The sequence below is a fragment of the Leeuwenhoekiella sp. NPDC079379 genome, assembly GCF_044542075.1.
In the GTDB taxonomy this organism is placed as follows: Bacteria; Bacteroidota; Bacteroidia; order Flavobacteriales; family Flavobacteriaceae; genus Leeuwenhoekiella.
Genome location: NZ_JBITTU010000007.1, coordinates 1 through 16,280, shown reverse-complemented (window position 1 = coordinate 16,280; position 16,280 = coordinate 1). Strand labels below are relative to the sequence as shown.

General features: G+C 34.2%; 18 protein-coding genes. 3 read left to right on the top strand and 15 right to left on the bottom strand.

The window, feature by feature from the left end; all coding sequences use genetic code 11:
- The first annotated feature begins 198 nt into the window (after positions 1-198).
- Together zwf and pgl are read left to right on the top strand one after the other, a co-directional pair.
- Positions 199-1,737 carry a glucose-6-phosphate dehydrogenase gene (gene zwf, locus ACIGAM_RS13430; protein WP_396511959.1) on the top strand — a complete coding sequence of 513 codons (1,539 nt, stop codon included), beginning with the start codon at positions 199-201 and terminating at the stop codon, positions 1,735-1,737.
- A 30-nt stretch (positions 1,738-1,767) separates the two neighbouring features.
- The gene (gene pgl / locus ACIGAM_RS13425; RefSeq protein ID WP_396511958.1) at positions 1,768-2,478 is read left to right on the top strand and encodes a 6-phosphogluconolactonase; all 711 of its coding nucleotides are present in this window, start codon (positions 1,768-1,770) and stop codon (positions 2,476-2,478) included.
- A 30-nt stretch (positions 2,479-2,508) separates the two neighbouring features.
- Here the strand turns inward: pgl and ACIGAM_RS13420 are convergent, their stop codons facing one another.
- The 6 genes from ACIGAM_RS13420 to ACIGAM_RS13395 form a co-directional block, all read right to left on the bottom strand.
- Positions 2,509-3,408: a cation diffusion facilitator family transporter gene (locus ACIGAM_RS13420; RefSeq protein ID WP_396511957.1), complete on the bottom strand. Its 900-nt coding sequence runs from the start codon at positions 3,406-3,408 to the stop codon at positions 2,509-2,511.
- A 218-nt stretch (positions 3,409-3,626) separates the two neighbouring features.
- Complete coding sequence (locus ACIGAM_RS13415; protein WP_396511956.1) at positions 3,627-4,226, bottom strand: nitroreductase family protein; 600 nt, start codon at positions 4,224-4,226, stop codon at positions 3,627-3,629.
- 163 nt (positions 4,227-4,389) lie between these two features.
- Positions 4,390-4,917, bottom strand: coding sequence for a VOC family protein (locus ACIGAM_RS13410; protein ID WP_396511955.1), 528 nt, complete (start codon positions 4,915-4,917; stop codon positions 4,390-4,392).
- A 3-nt stretch (positions 4,918-4,920) separates the two neighbouring features.
- Complete coding sequence (locus ACIGAM_RS13405; RefSeq protein WP_396511954.1) at positions 4,921-5,277, bottom strand: EthD domain-containing protein; 357 nt, start codon at positions 5,275-5,277, stop codon at positions 4,921-4,923.
- A gap of 283 nt (positions 5,278-5,560) precedes the next feature.
- On the bottom strand, positions 5,561-6,751 hold the full coding sequence (locus ACIGAM_RS13400; RefSeq protein WP_396511953.1) for an ATP-binding protein: 1,191 nt from the start codon (positions 6,749-6,751) through the stop codon (positions 5,561-5,563).
- A 98-nt stretch (positions 6,752-6,849) separates the two neighbouring features.
- The gene (locus ACIGAM_RS13395; protein ID WP_396511952.1) at positions 6,850-7,755 is read right to left on the bottom strand and encodes an EamA family transporter; all 906 of its coding nucleotides are present in this window, start codon (positions 7,753-7,755) and stop codon (positions 6,850-6,852) included.
- A 401-nt stretch (positions 7,756-8,156) separates the two neighbouring features.
- Between ACIGAM_RS13395 and ACIGAM_RS13390 the strand changes: the two genes are divergently transcribed.
- Positions 8,157-9,269, top strand: coding sequence for a DUF5700 domain-containing putative Zn-dependent protease (locus tag ACIGAM_RS13390; RefSeq protein WP_396511951.1), 1,113 nt, complete (start codon positions 8,157-8,159; stop codon positions 9,267-9,269).
- A gap of 87 nt (positions 9,270-9,356) precedes the next feature.
- Here ACIGAM_RS13390 and ACIGAM_RS13385 read toward each other — a convergent pair whose 3' ends face one another.
- The 9 genes from ACIGAM_RS13385 to ACIGAM_RS13345 form a co-directional block, all read right to left on the bottom strand.
- The gene (locus ACIGAM_RS13385; RefSeq protein ID WP_396511950.1) at positions 9,357-10,007 is read right to left on the bottom strand and encodes a DsbA family oxidoreductase; all 651 of its coding nucleotides are present in this window, start codon (positions 10,005-10,007) and stop codon (positions 9,357-9,359) included.
- A gap of 6 nt (positions 10,008-10,013) precedes the next feature.
- The gene (locus tag ACIGAM_RS13380) at positions 10,014-10,688 is read right to left on the bottom strand and encodes a hypothetical protein (RefSeq protein ID WP_396511949.1); all 675 of its coding nucleotides are present in this window, start codon (positions 10,686-10,688) and stop codon (positions 10,014-10,016) included.
- 5 nt (positions 10,689-10,693) lie between these two features.
- Positions 10,694-11,533, bottom strand: a complete 840-nt coding sequence (locus tag ACIGAM_RS13375; protein WP_396511948.1) for a hypothetical protein — start codon at positions 11,531-11,533, stop codon at positions 10,694-10,696.
- Positions 11,534-11,561: 28 nt separating this feature from the next.
- Positions 11,562-11,870 (bottom strand): EthD family reductase, encoded by a 309-nt coding sequence (locus ACIGAM_RS13370; RefSeq protein ID WP_396511947.1) that lies wholly within the window; start codon positions 11,868-11,870, stop codon positions 11,562-11,564.
- A gap of 14 nt (positions 11,871-11,884) precedes the next feature.
- Positions 11,885-12,619 (bottom strand): SDR family oxidoreductase, encoded by a 735-nt coding sequence (locus tag ACIGAM_RS13365; RefSeq protein WP_396511946.1) that lies wholly within the window; start codon positions 12,617-12,619, stop codon positions 11,885-11,887.
- Positions 12,620-12,714: 95 nt separating this feature from the next.
- A complete protein-coding gene (locus ACIGAM_RS13360) occupies positions 12,715-13,263 on the bottom strand; it encodes a carboxymuconolactone decarboxylase family protein (RefSeq protein ID WP_396511945.1) in 549 nt (182 codons plus the stop codon).
- A gap of 66 nt (positions 13,264-13,329) precedes the next feature.
- Positions 13,330-13,893, bottom strand: a complete 564-nt coding sequence (locus ACIGAM_RS13355) for a TetR/AcrR family transcriptional regulator (protein WP_396511944.1) — start codon at positions 13,891-13,893, stop codon at positions 13,330-13,332.
- 96 nt (positions 13,894-13,989) lie between these two features.
- A complete protein-coding gene (locus tag ACIGAM_RS13350; RefSeq protein WP_396511943.1) occupies positions 13,990-15,195 on the bottom strand; it encodes an SGNH/GDSL hydrolase family protein in 1,206 nt (401 codons plus the stop codon).
- Positions 15,196-15,634: 439 nt separating this feature from the next.
- The gene (locus tag ACIGAM_RS13345) at positions 15,635-16,117 is read right to left on the bottom strand and encodes a hypothetical protein (RefSeq protein WP_396511942.1); all 483 of its coding nucleotides are present in this window, start codon (positions 16,115-16,117) and stop codon (positions 15,635-15,637) included.
- Between the last annotated feature and the right edge of the window lie 163 nt (positions 16,118-16,280).

Below are 16,280 nucleotides of genomic sequence, written 5' to 3'. Positions count from 1 at the left end.
GTTATTGTTCTTTTTAATTTGCACTATAATGTTTTTATAAAGCCTCTTGTGTGCAGATAAGATGCCTTATTTTTGTATTGGTTATTGCCAAAATTAAATGATAACATTGACTTATTACTGCTTTATTCTATAAACTCATGTTATAATTACAGATAACCAATTAAGACTACAAAAATCAATAAAAAACCAATATTCTTTATGAATTCTACATCAAATCAACTGCTGGTCATTTTTGGAGCTTCGGGAGATCTCACAGCTCGTAAATTAATACCTGCATTATATCATTTATATGAAGGCGGTCACTTTCCTGAAAATTTTGTCGTTTTAGGTGCAAGCCGTAGTGATATGAGTGACGAAGAATTTCGTAAAAAAGTTGTTTATGAAAGTCCGTATTTAAAAGAAGAAGTTAAAAAGAAAGATAAGGAGTTCATTAAGAAATTTGCAGACCTGTTGTATTATCAGGATTTAGGCGATGATTATGACTCAGATTATACAGATCTCAAAAAACGTATAGAATCACTTGACAAAGAGTGTGGTACAGACGGCAGTTTTATGTTTTACCTCTCTACACCACCAAGTTTATATGAGCCTATTGCCAAAAATCTTACCGATCAGGGATTAACTAAAGGATCTGGCTCTGACAAAGGTTTTAGACGTATAATAGTAGAAAAACCATTTGGGTATAGCCTTGCAACTGCTCAGGAATTAAATAAAGGTCTTCAGAAATATTTTAAAGAAAATCAAATCTATCGCATAGATCATTATTTAGGTAAAGAAACAGTACAAAACCTACTGGTAACTCGTTTTTCAAATTCAATATTTGAACCGTTATGGAACCGTAACTACATTCATCACGTAGAAATCACCAATGCAGAAACGGTAGGAGTAGAGAAGCGTGGTGGTTATTATGACAAATCGGGTGCGCTACGAGATATGTTTCAAAGTCACTTGCTGCAGATTGTTTCGTTAATTGTAATGGAGCCGCCTATAAATTCTAATGCCGAAGAAATACGTAATGAGAAAGTAAAAGCTTTAAAATCTTTACGCATTATGAAGACTGAAAAAGAACTTTTTGATAACACCATGCGGGGTCAATATGTGGCTTCTAGTATAGATGGTAAACGTGTTAAAGGTTATAGAGAAGAAGAAGGTGTTGATCCTGAATCTAAAACGGAAACCTACGCAGCTATCAAGTTTTTTGTAGATAACTGGAGATGGAAGGATACGCCATTTTATGTGCGCACCGCAAAGCAAATGCCTACAAAAGTGACTGAAGTTGTCATTCATTTTAAATCACCGCATCACCAGGTTTTTAAAGATCAGGATATTAATAATAAAGACAATAAACTCATCATACGTATACAACCAGATGAAGGTATTCTTATCAAATTTGGTGTAAAAGTACCAGGACAGGGCTTTCAGGTAGAGCGTGCAAATATGGATTTCTACTACAGCAGTCTTGCAGATTCTAATATTATGGAAGCTTATGAGCGTTTACTTCTTGATGCAATGCAAGGTGATGCAACGCTATATGCACGTGCAGACGAGGTGGAGGCAGCCTGGGCTTTTGTAGATCCTATTTTAGATTACTGGGCAAACGGCAATGATGTAAATACCTATGGGTACCCTGCAGGAACCTGGGGTCCTAAAAACTCAGACGATCTTATAGAAGATGCTAACGGGTGGCGTAATCCCGGGGAACTGCTTACAGACGAAACCGGATTCTGTCTTATATAAACCGAATTTTAATTAAATATTTCCATACTTATGGACTTACGTATACAAGAAAACAAGCAACGTGTTGCTGAAGATTTTTCAGAATTTTTTAAAGAATTGTGTTCAACCGGGGAAGAGGTGCATATTGCCCTTTCTGGCGGAAGCACTCCCAAAATAGTTTTTGATCAACTGGCATCAGAATTTGGTGCAGATATAGACTGGTCAAAAGTAAATTTATACTGGGGCGATGAACGCTGTGTGCCGCCTTCAGATGACGAGAGCAATTATAAAATGACGGTAGAACATCTACTTTCTAAAATCACGATTCCTGAAGCTAATATTTTTAGGATACTAGGGGAAGATGACCCCGAAAAAGAAGCTAAACGCTACACAAATGTATTACGTGATAATTTACCTGCGTTAAATGGGATACCTTGTTTTGACTTAGTTATTTTAGGTATGGGCGATGATGGTCACACTGCATCTATTTTCCCACATCAAATTGAATTGTGGGAAATGCCCGAAAGCTGTAAAGTGGCGACGCATCCCGAGAGTGGACAAAAACGTATTACCATTACCGGAAAAGTCATCAATGCGGCTAAAACTGTTGCTTTTTTAGTAACCGGAGCGGGCAAAAAAGAAAAAGTATCTGCTATTATTAATGAGCGCGAAGATTACAAGAAGTTTCCTGCGAGTTTAGTTGCTCCTAAAAACGGTAAATTGATCTGGTTTTTAGATCAGGACGCGGCAGCAGGTTTGTAACTGTTATGTAAATAGAAAATGCTTCGGAAACTAATCTGTTTCTGTAGTTTGAAATTTTAAAGGATTCCCGGGCTCAATATGTATTAGTACAAAGTTGAGGTTGGGAATTTCTTCTTTTAAATGGTCTTGTAATTTGTGTGCAATAATATGACCGGCGGTTACGCTTATCGTACCATCTACGATAGCGTGCAAATCAAGATGATAATTCATCCCTGCTTTACGTATGTAGGCTTTTTCGGTTTCTAAAACTCCGGGTACCTCGAGCGATTTTACGCGTACCAGTTCTATGACATCATCATATCTGTTTTCATCCATTATTTCGCCCAGGGCGGGTCTAAAGATCAGATATGCGTTGTATAAAATAATACCAGATGCCAGTAATGCTGCCCAATCGTCTGCAGCTTCAAATCCTTCTCCAAAAATAAGTGCAATACTTATTCCTAAAAATGCCATTACCGAAGTTATTGCATCGCTACGGTGATGCCAGGCATCTGCTTTGAGCGACGAACTATTAGTCTCTATACTACGTTTTAAAACAAGCCGAAAAGAAGTCTCTTTCCAAATAATAATAGCTCCTAAGACATAAAGTGTCCAGGATTTTGGAGCGAGGTGCGGAGTTTGAATATTTTCTATGCTCTCGTACGCAATTACTGTGGCAGAAGTCACTAAAAATGCCACTACGAGAAAAGTAATTAAGGGTTCTATTTTACCGTGACCATAAGGATGATTATCATCTGGCGGACGGTCTGCATATTTTAAACCAAAAAGCACTAAAAAAGAAGCAAAAATATCTGCTGTAGATTCGATAGCATCGGCTATTAGTGCATAAGAATTACCAAAAATACCGGCAATACCTTTTAATATTGCAAGTATGGTATTTCCTATAATGCTAAAGTAGGTTGCGCTAATAGCTGTTTTTACTTTACTCATAATTTAAGCGCGGTAGGGTTGTGGTTTTATTTTTAAGGAATGCAAAGTTCCCCTTTTTAAAGGTTTTTAAAGAGTTTAGAAGTGTTAAGGTTTAGATTAAAAGGCAATAAACTTCTAATGATAGCTAGAAGAACTAAGGTTATTTTTTTAATTTAAGAAGTCTGAAAATACAATGTAGGATGCATTTTCAGACTTCTTAAATTGAGTAGGTTTATCTTTTAAATAGTTTCTATAATCTGATCTAAAGCAATTCTAGATTTTGGTTTTTTGCTAGGTTGGTTGGCATCTTCAGGATCTCTATAACCTATTGCAACTGCTACCAGTGTGGTATAATCTGATTGACCTATGATTTTATCGTAGTTCTCAGGTTCTATACCTTCCATAGGAGTCGCATCTATACCCATTTCTGCGCAGGCACTTAATAAAACACCTAATGCTAAATATACCTGCTTTTCAAACCAGGCTTTGGTTTGCGCTTCGGGTTGTGGTTTTATAAATTCTTTATAATAATTTACAGCGCCCTCGGGTAATTCACGTTCAATTTGAGATTCAAAGGCAGCTAAACTATCTATTCTACTTAGTACAATTACCGTATCGCTATCTGTAACTTTGCTAGTATTTATCCAGGATACTTTAGAAAGTTTCTCTTTAGTAGCACGATCAGAAACGAAGGTAAATTTCCAGGGTTGGCTATTAATAGAAGAAGGTGATAAACGTAAAATTTCTTTTAACTCTTCGATCTTCTGACTGCCTATTTTTTTTGATGCATCATATTTTTTTGTAGTGTATCTATGCTGCATCGCTTGTAAAAAACTCATATTTTAAATTTAAAGTGAATCATCTTTAAAGTCGTAAAAGTAGTCATTGCCTTTCCTGAGAGGTTGTTAAGCTTATCTCAAAATCTTTATGACCTTAGCGTATTGATTAGGTTAAATTAAAAATCCCAATATAAAATTGGGATTTTTAAAATTAGATCGCTTGTTAATTTCTTTGTGGTGGGGTCCAGCGGTTTATATATTCTGTTTGTAATCCGTCTGGGTATGTTATCAATTCAATAAGACTACCCCAAGGAGCTCTACCATAAACCCCGGCATTATGTGGTCCTTTTTCTATACCACCCAAACCGTGCGGTTGTGATAGTAATTCGCCACCGGCAGTTTTAAAACGTTTTGCAGCATACGTTATATCGTCTACGTAAACTGCAAAATGCGTAATGCCAAAATCATTTAACGCAACAGGCTTTTTCTGACTTGTATTTTCAAATTCAAAAAGCTCTAAAGTGGCGCTTTTACCCAGTTGCATAAGTTTCATATGTACCACTTTTGCTCCTTGAGGAATACCTAATTGTTTTTCAGTTTCCTCACCTTCCATAGGTTCTTCATCTTTTTGTACCAAGTCATACAATGTTTTAGCATCAAAAGCCTGTTTTAAAAATTGTGAAGCTTCGGTTACATTAGGTACGGTGATCCCAATGTGGTCTATACCGCGTATACGTGATGTTGTGCTCATAATTTAGGAGTTAGAATTCGTTATAATTTCTACTTGATTGCCAATGGTTACCTGTGTATTCTCGTGATCTAAAAAAGTTTTTTCATCGGGGAATACATGATTTTTATAAAAATCTGAATTGAGTGTGTTTTCAAGACCTTCTAAACTATCAAACCAAAGTTCTGCAGTCCCGTCATAATCTTCAACTTCTACAGCACTCGTTTTTTGTTTTATGGGATGGGTTTGTATATAACGAATGCAATGTTTATCTGCTTCCGGGATTTTCCTAAAGAGTGGACCGTGAATTTCAATATGGTGCTTTACAAATTCTTCGTGAGTGAGTTTTGGATTTCTTCTCAAAAACATGGTCATTTTTATCATTGCTTAATTTTTAAGGTTAAACATTACCCCAAAATTACATGAGACATGGTCTTTACTAAATCCATTTAGTTGATTTAAAATAAGTTTAACGGGATTGATTTAACGTGTTAAGAAATCAAATTATGTAGATAAATGAATGTAAGGTAATTAACACGTTACTTCGTATTATAATCAAAAATAATACAAGAAGATAACGTTAATTTTTTAAGATGAAGATGATTTAAAATTATATTCTATTAGTTAGAAACTGAATTATAGGGTTTAATGACCCTATAATTTGACTCTAAATAGGCATTGAGAAAACAAAATTAGTCTCTTTTTGAGTTGAAGTAACTTCAATAATTCCGTTATGTGCTTTTGCTATTTCTGAAGAAATATAAAGACCTAAGCCTAAACCAGATTTGTTGTTAGCAGAATTGGTTGTAAAAAAAGGTTTAAATAGGTTGAGCATTTTTGCTTTGGGAATCTCATCACCTGAATTTGAAACGCGTATAGAAAAACTATTATTTATGGCCAAAACATCTACTATAATAGGCTCTTCTGCGGCACCATGTTTAACTGCGTTTCCGAGTAGATTAGAATACAATTGCCCCACGCGATTAATATCACAATTTACATCTTGCTTTAAATCTATATTTAAGGTGATTTTGTGATGTGTATCTATCGTTTTAAGTTCTTTAGTAACCTGATTTAGTGATTTTTTAAGCGCTTGATTATTCGTTATACGATCTAGTCGTATGCCTTCACCCAGATGTCCTTTAGCGAAATCTAATAAATTATCAATGAGACCCTGCATACGATAGGAGGTACTTTTTATAGTACTCGCCTGTCTGTTTGCCATTTCGGGCAGATTCATCTGTAATAAAATATCTGCACACATTCGGGTTGTACCTACAGGATTGCGTAGATCGTGACCTAAAATTGCTATAAATGTTTCCCGTAATTCACCTATATGTTTTTCTTCTTTAAGCTTAATATTTAAGTCATTAACTTCTTCAACCGCATCTAGATGAAAGGAAATAAGCTGCGCATATAGAGCGAATAGATCTTTAGTTTCCTGATTGTCTATTTTTGCGGGCTCAGGGTCTATGGCGCAGAGCGTACCAAAAAAACTTCCATTTTTTCTATAAATAGGATAAGATATATAGCTTTGAAACCCGTATTGCGCTGGAGTAGGATGATTACAATAGGTGGCATTGCTAACCACTTCATCAATAATAACCGGGTTGTGATGCTGTTTAATCTCGTTGCAAATTGTGGTTTCTAAAACCAACTCATCTCCCGTTTTTAAGCCAAAGTTACATTCGTCTTGTGAAACACACGTAATCCATTTCTCATCTGTGACGCGCGCTACTGCAGAAAATTTCATTCCTGTAGTGCGACAAATGACATTTAGTATTGAAGGAATCGCACTAATTTGTGTGACATTCAAAATGTCATTTTGCAAGTCTGTACTTAGGTTAGTGTTGATCATAGTTAGCTATAAGTAATAAATATAACGATTATTTTATTTTAAGTCTGTAATGTATCACCAACCTATCTCTTAAGGAATTACGCATTACTTTTAATACCCTAATTGATTTTTGTGCTTTGTTTCTGCATGTTAATTTTTATAATCGTTACTAGAATTATAAGAATACCTATAGCCTGTAAAATCCCTATGCGTTCATTCAGCATAAAATAGGCACTCAATATAGAAACCGGTATTTCTAATGTTGCCAGTATTCCTGCTAAACCTGCACCTATTTTAGGAACTCCATTATTAAAAAGAATAGGAGGTAAGACAGTACCAAAAAGACCTAATACAACACCCCATTTTATAAGTGTCACAGTATTTAATTCTTCGATAATCTGAATATTCCAAAACAGGAGAATGGCTATAAAACCGCCTAAAACCAGATATTTACTTCGGGTGATATTAGGCAATTCTACCGAAACTTTATTTGTAGCATACATCGTGAAAGTATACGATAGGGCGGCAAGAAAACCGTATCCAAAGCCAACAGCACTAAAGTTAAAATCACTTTCAAAAATACGCGATGCGAGAACCGTCCCTAGTAATACCACAACTGCTCCTATAAGTTTGGTTCGGTTTACGAGCTGGCGATCTATAAAATACTCAAGTATTATGCTCATCCAAACGGTTTGCATAAGAAGAATGATACCTATAGAAACCGGTACATATTGTATCGCCAAATAGTAAAAACAACTGGTTAAACCTAAAGGAGCACCAAAAAGAATTAATTTCAGTTTGGGATATTTAGCCGAATATTTTTGAGATTTCTGCTCTTGGTTTTCTTGTTTCTTAGATAGAAAGAAAGAGATAATGCTCAAAACCACCACTCCAAAAACAAACTGTAGAAAGGTAAGGGCAGCGGTACCAAAACCTGCATTGTTAGCCAGTTTTACTATTGTTGCCAGAACGCCATAGCTTGCTGCGCCTATAGATACAAAGGCTATTCCTTTTAATTTATCCATAAAATGTATTACTGATTATTTCCCGGTAATAGGGGTTAACTTTTTCGAAACGTATTTTGATACGATATTTTGAGAGGTGATTATGATTAATCGATATAACTAGTCGTAATTCCTCAAAAACCTTATAAAATCAATACGTTTAATTATATTTTTTTACTCCAGCATAAAATATTCCCATATCTAAAAAATATAAGAAGGTAAATTTAGAAGGAAAAATAGAATACTAAGTAGTGAAAAGAGCTTATTTATGGAGACTTATGTTTCAATTGCATTTGTTTTAAATCACTAAAATTCTTATTGTGTCAAGTGCTTTTGTATTTCATCAAATTTGAATTAATAGGATATTATTTTAAAATATAGTAAAGTGAAAAAAATTACATTTGATTCAAATAAATCTATACATGAACTCCATATATAAAACCAGATTGCTTATCGCTTTGATGGCTATTATTCCATTTTATCCTATAGCGCAGACAATGCAATTTGAACCCTTAAATGCCTATTGGAATTTAGTTGATACGCTGAAGAATGGAGATTCACTTTCCAAAGAAAAATGGGATGATTTTTTAGCAATAGAAGCTAACAGAACATATGTAGATAATCAGGGTTTTGATGCAAACTATTTAGAACGGTTTAGAAATAATTTAGAACTCGTTTATATGCCCAAAAACGATAGTTTATTACAAACCTATATTCCGGCTATAGAAAAAGATCCATCTTCATATTGGTTTATCTACAAAGTATATGTTTATAAAAAGTATGAGAAAGAATTGAAAGCATTTCAAAAGCAACTTGAAGATCCTAAGTATATAGATATACTGTATGAACAAGCTTTTGAGTGGCTTCCCAAGTATTTACAACGCAAAGAAACTGGAGTAAATTTTTATTTAATAGGAATTGAAAATGATGCTATTGCCGGGGGTGAAGTGGTGATCGCGACGCTATGGAATTTATACAATCAAGACAAAATAAACCTAGGAAGTACAGCAGGACACGAGATGCACCACGTTTTAAGAAATCCTGTAAGTTTTGAGAACGTAGCAGAGGCAGATTTGGGGTTACTCTATTTTTTAAATGGAGTGCTTAATGAAGGTTCTGCAGATATGATAGATAAGCCAAAGAATATTCAGTTTGAAGATGAAATACCTGGAGAACTTCAATTCAAAGAATTTGTGCTTGATCAGGCAGATAGTATTATAAAGATTGCAAACACTAATATTATTGAATTACAAAAATCTAAGGGTACCTCTTTTAAAACGGAACGGGACTATCGCAATCTAATTAAATGGACGAGTGGTCACTGCCCTGGTTATTATATGGCAGATATTATAGTACGTAATGGTTATAAAAAGCAACTTTTAAAAAATATACAGAATCCGTTTTATTTCATTTATCTCTATAATAAAGCTGCAAAAAAAGATAAAGCCAGCCCATCTATATTCTCTGAATCTTCTATTAAATATATAAAGACACTTGAAGCTAAATATTGGGGGAAACCTACGGCTAAAGCCTAATCAGAAAAAAAACGTTGCAATCTCTTCAATTTGAGAATGCAACGTTTTTAAATATAACACTACTTAAAAATTAAAGCTTCTGGTTCGTTAATTATTAATTTGAGTAGCTTCAGAAAGAACCTTTTTAAAAACATCTACCGGCTGTGCGCCTGTTAATGCACTTTTACGATCAAAAATAAATGTAGGAACTGAGTTTACACCCAGATTTTTCCAGTATGATTGGGTTGTGCGCACTTCATAGCGTGCTTCTTCACTGTCTAAGCGTTCTAGTGCCTCTTCAGCATTGAGACCTACTTTCAGTAAAGCCTCCTCAAGTATACTTTTTCTGGAAACATCTTTACGCTCGCTAAAGAATGCTTTAATTAATTGCATTTTTAATTCAGTTTGCTTCCCAAAATCCTTAGCATATTCTAGCAAGATATGCGCATCAAAAGTGTTAGCCATACGCATCTCTTCAAAATAATCAAATGTAAACCCCAGCTCAGCACCGGCATCTATCATACGTTGTTGAGATTCTTCTTGTTGCTCTGTGGTAGATCCGTATTTTTCTGCAATATGCTCACGTAAATTTTGACCTTCAACAGGCATATATGGATTGAGCTCAAATGGTTGCCACTCTAATTCTATCTGGTCTTCCAGACCTAATTCTTTAATTGCTTTGTCTAGTCTTTTGTAGCCTATTATGCACCACGGACAAACAACATCAGATACAATATCAATTTTCAGTTTATTAGCCATATTTTTTTATTTACTTATTATAGAAGTGTCTATGAAATTTGTTTCGCTGGGTTCCGTTTTATTCTCAAAAGATTCATCAACCATATTTATAAGCATCGAGTTAACTATTCTGCTTTTTTGTAGATCACTATTTTTAATATGTGCTTTATGAAAAACACCTAAAGTTTCCGTAGATCTGGGGTGACTATTATTTATAATCACCAGGTTGTACGAGTCTTCCTTAAAAGAATTTATTGTGGTTGTAAAAGGAGCCAGTTGAGATTCATTAGCTTTAAAAACAGGCTCAAAAGTGTTAAGATAGTTTTCCGAAGCTTTTAAATCTGCCTTTGCATACCTATGAAAATCTGCAAGAGATAACTCACTGGCAATTTCACTAGGTTCATAACCTAGCATAAGAAATGATTGATCTCCTGCATTATCAATGTGAAACGGAGTATTTACTTGTTGATCAAACCGCACCAACCAATGGTAAGCTAATGACTTTTTAAAATGAGCTAACGATAATAGTGATAGCTCATTTTTAAGTCTTACCATTAATGACCTTAACGCTTTTGATGAACTATCGCTGCCCAAATTAATATGGAAAAACCCAGGTTTATCTGTAGTGGTTCTAAAAACATCTTTAAATACAAGACCGGCTAATTGCTGCTTAGATAATTGTTCTGAAAGCGTATAAGTCATCACCTTTATTTTGTGAAAAATTTCTTATTGAGACCATTATCAAATTTGATATTGGTCCAGTTTACATAAATCCACGGCTCATCTGTTAACTCACCTTCCCAAGACGATTTTTTGTACTTACGAGAAGTAGGTATCAGCATATTATCGATTTCTTCATATTCTAAAACCATCAAATACGGAGTTTCTATAACATTGAAATCTGCTACTGTAAATAAAAAGCGATCTATTAAATTAGTTTCTTCATTGATATAAACCTGATAGATGTCTGTAGGTTTATCCTCATTAAGATCAAAAGTTATTTTTACAACGTCATAGGTAGTACTGTCGATGGTTTTCTTATTCAAGTATTCATAGTTTATACCGTCGTCAAGTAGCTTTTGCATCATCGTAAACCAGTAAAAATTAGTAGGTCTATTAAAAGCAACTTGCTTCATCATTTCCTCATCAGATAAATAGGTATCGTTGTGACGTAACCAAAAATTCTCACCATCAAATCCCTGCTCAATTACTCCTTCTAATTCAGGAAGTGTGCGTTCATGTGTAGAATAAGCACCATAAGAAAGTTCACCATCAAAAAGGTATTTTTCGGTACTAATATCAGTTTTTCCGTCTGGAGTTTTGTAAGTATATGTGTAAATCACATCATTTTTTGCCCAAAGTGAATCTTTATTTCCAACCTTTTGAACTACTGCATAAATTAATTCGTGACCTTTATTTTGAAATTCGGGTTCAGCTATTTTTTCTTCTTGAGTATCCTCAGTACTGGTTGTATTTTTAGAAGAGTCATTAAATCCACAAGAGATTAATGCCAAGCTCACTATTCCTGATAACAGTTTAATTTTCATAATTGATTAGTTTAAAAGAATGATTGAATTACGCTACCTCGCTTATTTGAACAACCGGGTTTGCGTTAGTAAAGTTTGGCAAATCTGCTAAAATTGTTTCAGCGTTAGCCCCAAACGATTTTTCAAAACTTTCCATAGAATTAAAAGTGATATTTGCAATCACAGCATAAGGAGCGGGCTCAGTGGGTGATGCTGAAGCAATACCAAAATTCACATCAGAATCTATAATTGCTTCACCTAATAATTCTGCAATTAGATTTCCGTGTTTGCTTAAATAGTAATCCTTATCAAATGTTAAGTTTACATTATTGGGATACATTACAGTTAATTTTATCATAGTTCAATATTTAATTATTCTGAAAGATCCGCTAAGACGATATTTTCAGAAAAGTTACTATATGCACTTTCAAACTGTTTAGCCATTTCATCAGGGAATAAATGAAAATCTCCGGCTTCAAGAGAAGTTACAATTCCTTCAGCAATCACCGAGGTATCTGCACCATCTTCAAATCCTGCTGCAGCGCCCATATCTGTATCCACAGGTCCTGGATGTACGCTCAATATAGTTACTCCTTTAGGACTTAGTTCTGCTCTTAATCCTTGAGTCAAAGAATACGAAGCAGCTTTAGATGCAGAATACGTAGATAAGTGAGGGAAATTCTTTATTGATGCCACAGAATTGAGCTGTACAAGAGCACCTTTATTTTTTTCTAATGTTTGAGCAAACGAGGTTGCTACACGCAAAAGACCAAACGCATTAACATCAAGTTGTTTCGTTAAGCTTTCTAAAACATCTTCTTCAAGAGTTGCACAGGGTGTCCCTATTCCTGCATTATTAACTACAATTGCAACATCAAGAGTTTGCTCTGCTAATCTTTTTATAGATTGTGTATCAGATACGTCTGCTTCTAAAGTCTCAACACGATTTCCGTATTTATCTTCAAGCTCTTTAGTAGAAGTAATATCCCTTACGGCGAGATATACTTTTTTAGCTCCGTGCTCTAAAAATGATTCTGTAATTGCTTTACCAATTCCGCGATTTGCGCCAGTTACTAAGGCGATTTTATCTTTTATTAAAATACTCATAGTTATAATTTAAATTGTTATTAGAAAAATGCTGAGACCTTCTACAAATAGTAAAAGGTCTGTAGCATTTTATAAAGAGTGTTTAGGAACTCGCTTTATTTTTTCCAGGCAAATTTTTCAAAAGGAGCATCTACCGGAGTATTTGCAATGTGATTTGTATAGTTACTTATTACCTTTTGAGATAGACCTAAGATTACTTCAAGAACTTGACGTTCACCATAACCTGCATCGTAAAATGCCTGTAGATCTGCTTGCGCTACATTACCGCGATTACGAACCATAGACAATGTAAACGTACGTAATGCTTCTAGTTTTGAATTTTCTAATGGAGTCTCATTACGTAATGATTTTGTAATGTGCTCATCTACTTTCATCATATTAGCAATAGCTGTGTGTGCAGGAACGCAATAGTGGCACTCGTGTTCTACATTAATAGTCTGCCATACTACTGTTAATTCATCTTTATCAAAAGAAGAATCCATAAACAGCTTATGTAAGTTCTGATAGCCTTCTAATAATCCTGGAGCACCAGCTAAAACACCGTGTAAACCTGGAATCATACCATTGGTTTTTTGTGATTGTTCTAAAAAGGGTTTGCTCGCTTCTGGAGCAGTTTCTAAATCGTGAATTTTTAAAGTTGTCATAGTTATCAATTTTATTATTTAGTATAATATCTAAACGTTCGTTTAGTTTTAGCTTAAAAAAAACGTTTATATGTTTTTAAACGTCATTTCTATGTAATCTTTAATTTCTTTATCTGTATTTACACGAGAAGCCGCAGCAAGACCGTGCTTAGCGAGAACTAGAAAATTTGCAAGTTTTATAAGTTCACCCTCATTTGTGTAACCACTTAATTTCAGCTTTTCGATAAAAAGATCTTTGAGAGTATTCATAAATGAACTCATTAAATCATTTACTAAAGGATCATCACTTTCTGAAAATTCATTATATGTATTAGTAAGTAAACAACCTTTTTCAGATTCATTCTCAGAGCTTATCTCAACCGAATCATAGAAAAACTGTTTGATATCATCAACACCTTCTGTAGCATTTTTAAACTTCTCAAACATCGCTGCTACTTTAGACTTGTAACATTTCAAGCTTTCTAAAAAAAGACCGTGTTTACTGCCAAAGCTTGAATAAATCGAAAATTTATTAATGCCCATTTCTTTTTCAAGCATTTGCATAGACGTGTTTTCATAGCCTTTACGCCAAAACAAATTCATTGCTTTGGCGATCACTTCTTCTTCTATGTATTGCTTTTTACGAGCCATTAATTTTAATTACACTACAAAACTAACCATTCGTTTAGTTTTAAACTAAATCTTAACAGAAATTTAAATTTTTTGAATTGAATTATAGGAATGAACTTAATTCTCTTTCATCGAGAAAAGATTAAGATTAACAGATTTCCCCAGTAATACATACCCTTCAATATTGGGGTGTAACCAGTCTTCAGTATAGTTTTTTAATATCTTTTCAGGGTCGGCAGGGTCTCTTAGGATTTTGTCAAAATCTATATAAGCATCAAAATTACCAGGAGTTCTAATCCACTCATTTACATCCTTTCTAACAATTTCGTGAGCTTTAGAATAATGTCCACTGCCTTTAAATGGGGTAATCGTTGCACCATAAATTTTTATGTTTTGAGCACGTGCATCGGTTATAATTTTGTGATACGCTTTTATAATTTCGTCTGCTGAAGCATTAGAATAGATATCATTGGTGCCATAAAATAGAATGATATATTTTATACCTGCCTGTGCCAGTAAATCGTCTTTATATCTGCCTATGCCAGAGCCTATAAGTGTAGAACCGCCAATACCCAAATTTAATACTCCAATATTTTTTGTTCGGGAATCATTCAGCAATTGCTGCGAAAAAATATCAGGCCATCTATTTTGTAAACCTCCCGAAAGTCCATAACCATCTGTAATTGAGTCTCCCAAAATACCAATACAGGCCGAAGGTTCTTGAGTTAAAACATCTATAGCATTTATATGAAACCAATGCGCAGTTATTGTAGGATTGTTAAATATTCCTAATGAAGTCTGATCACCTGTAAGAATATAAGAGTCTGTACGTGAGGCAACGTGGCTGGTAATATTAGACGATTCATCTAGATTACCATAAAAAGTAGTAATAGCGATATGCATACCCGGCTTTAACGCAAATGCTACAGCGTCTGAAACTTGAGTGTCGAAAGGAGCTATAGTAATTGCAGTATTTCCATTAAATTTTAAAGAAGTTAATGTGGTTGAATCAATAGTACTTCCTCCTTGTGAAACAGCGATGTTAACTGCCTGAAGCGTAAGTGCTTGAGGACTGGTTTTGTTTGAAAACTTTAAACGTAATGTATCACCACCTATAGATACACGTACCACTTGGCGCAGCGTATTATTAGTTAAATAAGGAGGAGGAGGGGTGTTTGTTGATCCGGCTGCATAAGGTGCACAACTCCAGGTTCCTACCCAATTACCATTTTGACCTAAACCAGAAAAAGTAGTTAATATAGAGACTAATAAAACAAATAGTACTTGTTTACTATATTTTTTGAATTTTAAATAATTTATCATATTTAATTCTATAATATACTCTCTAAATTATACCAACTACTAATATCGGTTTTTTAATAGATAGATTTCAATTTTCTAGCATTGAATTATATACATTCTAAGTATTACTCTCCGTAATGTAGGCTTCCCTTTTTTGTAGGCTTCCCTAAAAACAGGACAGTTTTGAAAATCATTTTTTTCATCCGTGACCTTAGCAAAAAAGCCACACTAGGGAAGGAGTAAGACTGGTAAGTTTAATAGAAAGTGAGGTATGAAACTCAATATATTTCGTTCATTATAGATCTGAACAATTTTATATTTTACAACGTTTATGTATAAGAATAGTGCGGTTTTGTGTGCTAGGATTTTCCGCAGGAAAATCAGACGTAACAAAAGTGCACGGACTCTTGATTAAGCACTAAACTAAGCATTATTTTTATACGGTGTTGGCAACTGGCTTTTATTCAATTATTCTGTCGTTTTTAAATCTATAAAAGAAATCAGTTGTATCTTTTTTTAGTAATTCTGTAATTTTCGAATTCTCATATTTATAAAATTTTTGCAAATTCCAAGCATCTGAACTAAAAGCTATAATTCTGTCTTCCATCACAAAAAAGTTTCCTTCTTCATCTGCCTGATTTTCGATGTCGTAATAATATTTCTTGACAGTCAATCGATTGTTTTTATCAGAATACTGTTTTTCGGAAATCAGTTTTACAGGAATTTTGTCAATCAGAATTTGGGAACTATCGTTCAGATTGAATTCGAAAGGTAAGTCCATAATTATTTCATATTCACCATCACTTTCAAGTCCAAATAAATGAAAGTTTATGCTGTCATTTTTTCGGATAGTTAAAGTTGTTGTGTCAGAATGATGAAATCTGCTTTTTGAATATTCCTCAATTACTACAGGAAATGTTTTTTCGGTCAATTCATTTTTCATTTCGGACTTGCAAGAGGTCAGAATTGAGATTAAGAATAATATTCCAATTATATGTTTGTTATTGAGTTGGTGCATTCAAGGTTCTAGCGCAACAAGTGTTACTTTTAATTAGGTTATTCAATTTACTTTTTTCTTTCAAGACAGCCACATTTTTTAACTTCAA